A 2,771-nucleotide genomic window follows, 5' to 3' on the forward strand; every position below is an offset into this window, starting at 1 on the left:
GTAAGCGTCCGCTGACGACCGTCTTGCGCGAGAGCGGGGTGATGGTTACGTGTTGATCTCGTCGGTGAACTCGCCGTGTTCGGTGGCGGCCTCGATGGCCGCGTCGAGCCGCAATAGGATGTCGGCGAGGGACTCGTGCGGCCGGCGCCGGAGCATGGCGAGGGCGTTGTGCTCGTCAGTCGCAACGGCGACCTGACCGACCGGATCCAAGTGGCCGATGTTGATGTGGCCGTCGTCAGCGAGCAGCGTGTCGATGTTCGGCAAGTGGAGTTCGCTGATGTGCGCCATGATGCACTCCCTGATCAGGCGGCTGTAGCCTGGGGCTGCGGGTCATTGATTGTGATGTTCCAGGGCAGCAGCTCATCGATGCGGTTGATCGGATGCTGGCCGATGCGCTCGAGCACGGCGCGCAGGTAGGCGTAAGGATCGATACCGTTCATCCGGGCGGTGCCGATAAGGCTGTAGACCAGCGCCGCGCTGTCACCGCCGCGGTCGGAGCCGGCAAAGAGGTAGTTTTTGCGGCCCAGGGCCACGGTGCGCAGCGCCCGCTCGGCGGCGTTGTTGTCGATCTCCAGGCGGCCGTCGTCGCAGTAGCGCGTCAGCGCCGTCCAGCGCCCGAGCGCATAGCGCACCGCAACCGCGAAGGCCGACTTCGCGGAGACGCGCTGGAGGGTGGCGGTGAACCAGGCATGCAGGGCGTCGAGCTGCGGCCCCGCCCGGGCCTGGCGCTCGGCGCGGCGGATAGCCGGCGGCTTGCCCCGGAGATCGGCCTCGACGATGTACAGCGCGGCGATGCGCTCCAGTGCCTCGCGGGCGAGCGGGGAGCCGTTGGCCTGCTCGATGTCATGAAACTTGCGCCGCACGTGCGCCCAGCAGGCCGCCTCCCGGACGCGGCCACTGTCATACAGCGGCCGGAAGCCGGCGTAGCCATCGGCCTGGAGTACGCCCGTGAACGTGTTCAGGTGCCGTTGGGGATGAATACCCTTGCGATCCGGGGAGTAGCGGAACACCACCGCCGGTGGGGTCTCGCCGCCCGCGGCGCTCTCGTCGCGCACGTAGGTCCACAACCTCGCTGTGCGCGTGCGTCCACGGCCCGGTGCGAGCACCGGCACCGGCGTGTCATCGGCATGAACCGTGGCGCCGGCAAGGATGTGGCGCTGCAGCGCCTCTCCTAGCGGGGCCAGCAGCGCCGTGCTCGCCCCCACCCAATCGGCCAGCGTCGAGCGTGTGAGCGACACACCCTCGCGAGCGTAGATCGCCGACTGGCGGTACAACGGCAGATGGTCACAATACTTAGCCACCAGCACTTGGGCGAGCAGTCCGGGACCGGCCAAGCCGCGCTCGATCGCCCGCTCGGCGGCCGGTGCCTGGTCGATCACCCCGCACTGGCCGCAGCGGTGCTTGGGGCGGATGTGGCGCACGACCTTGAACGACGCCGGCACGTACTCGAGCACCTCGCTGACGTCCTCACCGAGGTAGGTAAGCGCGCCACCGCACGCCGGACAGGTGCACGCAGCCGCGTGCACCTGATCTTCGCGGGGGAGATCCGCCGGCAAGGACTGCCGTGCTGGGCGTGTGGGGGACGAAGATGATGACGAGGACGGCGGCTTGGGCTGATCGCTGTCGACCTCGGTCTGCGCGGCTTCTCTCTCCTCGATGGCGAATTCGAGCTGCGCGATCTGCGCATCGAGCCGCTCCGAGGAACGGCCGAACTGCTGGCGCTTGAGCCGGGCGAGCTCGAGCTTGAGTTTCTCGAGCTCACAGTCGCGGTGCTGGAGCCGGCTACGCAGCGCCGCCAACTCCGCACGGCTAGCCGCAAGCTCGGCGCGCAGGGCAGCGACCTCCTCGGGCTGTTCCGCGGTGTTGGCGGGCGTCGTCGGCATGCGCGCATTATATCGAGGACCGCCCAGCGGGGCACGCCGCCTACGCGGCGTGTTGCGGGTCGAACGTGCGCTGCGGCGTGCGCCAGTCGATCCCCTCGAGGAGCATCGCCAACTGCGCCGCGGTGAGGTGAATCGCCCCGTGCTCGAGGCGTGGCCACACGAACCGGCCGCGCTCCAGGCGCTTAGCGTATAGGCACAAGCCCTGGCCGTCCCACCACAGCAGCTTGATGCGATCGCCGCGCCGGCCCCGGAAGACGAAGATCTGCCCGGAGAACGGATCCTTGCTCAGCCGCTGGGCCACCATCGCGGCGAGCCCGTCGAAGCCCTTGCGCATATCGGTGACACCGGCGACGAGATAGATGCGCGTGCCCGTCGGTGGCGCCATCATCGGCCCAGCACCTCCAACGCCACGCGCAGCGCCTCAGCGTCGCCGCCGCCGCGGACGACCACCCGATGGCCACCGCGAAGCTCAATCTCCACCTCGCCATCACCTGAGCGTGGCCGTGGGGAACGCAGTGGCTCGGCTGTCGCGGTGGGCGGATCGGCCACCTGGATCGGGACAAGCGCGGCGTTGCAACCGCCTGCCTCCTCCAGCAGGCCTTCCCGGTAGAGCTTGCGCCACTTGAACAGCTGATTGGCGTTGACGTCATGCCGCCGGGCGACCACCGAGACCGAAGCGCCCTCGGCCAGCGTCTCCTCGACCATCCGGCGCTTGTAAGCGACCGAGAAACGCCGGCGCCTGTCGCCGCTAGCCTTCGGGGCGTGTCCTGCGTTGGTGTCCACTTCGCCTCCAGGTGGACACCTACCAGGTGCCCACGTCGCTAACGCAGACACGATCATCGCCAATCACCGGACAGCCCGGAAGGCGGTATGCACCGGACGCTTACG

General features: G+C 68.8%; 4 protein-coding genes. All 4 read right to left on the reverse strand.

The features are described from left to right. Nucleotides 1–45: 45 nt before the first annotated feature. From ACPEES_RS23080 to tnpA, 4 genes are read right to left on the reverse strand one after another with little or no spacing between them, the layout of a single operon-like run. A complete protein-coding gene (locus ACPEES_RS23080) occupies nt 46–288 on the reverse strand; it encodes a hypothetical protein (RefSeq protein WP_435106800.1) in 243 nt (80 codons plus the stop codon). Between the two features lie 14 nt (nt 289–302). Continuing rightward, the gene (tnpC, locus tag ACPEES_RS23085; protein ID WP_435106802.1) at nt 303–1,883 is read right to left on the reverse strand and encodes an IS66 family transposase; all 1,581 of its coding nucleotides are present in this window, start codon (nt 1,881–1,883) and stop codon (nt 303–305) included. A gap of 40 nt (nt 1,884–1,923) precedes the next feature. Continuing rightward, nucleotides 1,924–2,271: an IS66 family insertion sequence element accessory protein TnpB gene (gene tnpB, locus ACPEES_RS23090; protein ID WP_435106804.1), complete on the reverse strand. Its 348-nt coding sequence runs from the start codon at nt 2,269–2,271 to the stop codon at nt 1,924–1,926. Next, entirely contained in the window at nt 2,268–2,666 is a 399-nt protein-coding gene (gene tnpA / locus ACPEES_RS23095) for an IS66-like element accessory protein TnpA (protein ID WP_435106806.1), read from the reverse strand. The genes tnpB and tnpA overlap by 4 nt, the downstream gene beginning before the upstream one ends. Nucleotides 2,667–2,771: the final 105 nt, after the last annotated feature.

This window comes from Arhodomonas sp. AD133, from assembly GCF_051195215.1.
Taxonomy (GTDB): domain Bacteria; phylum Pseudomonadota; class Gammaproteobacteria; order Nitrococcales; family Nitrococcaceae; genus Arhodomonas.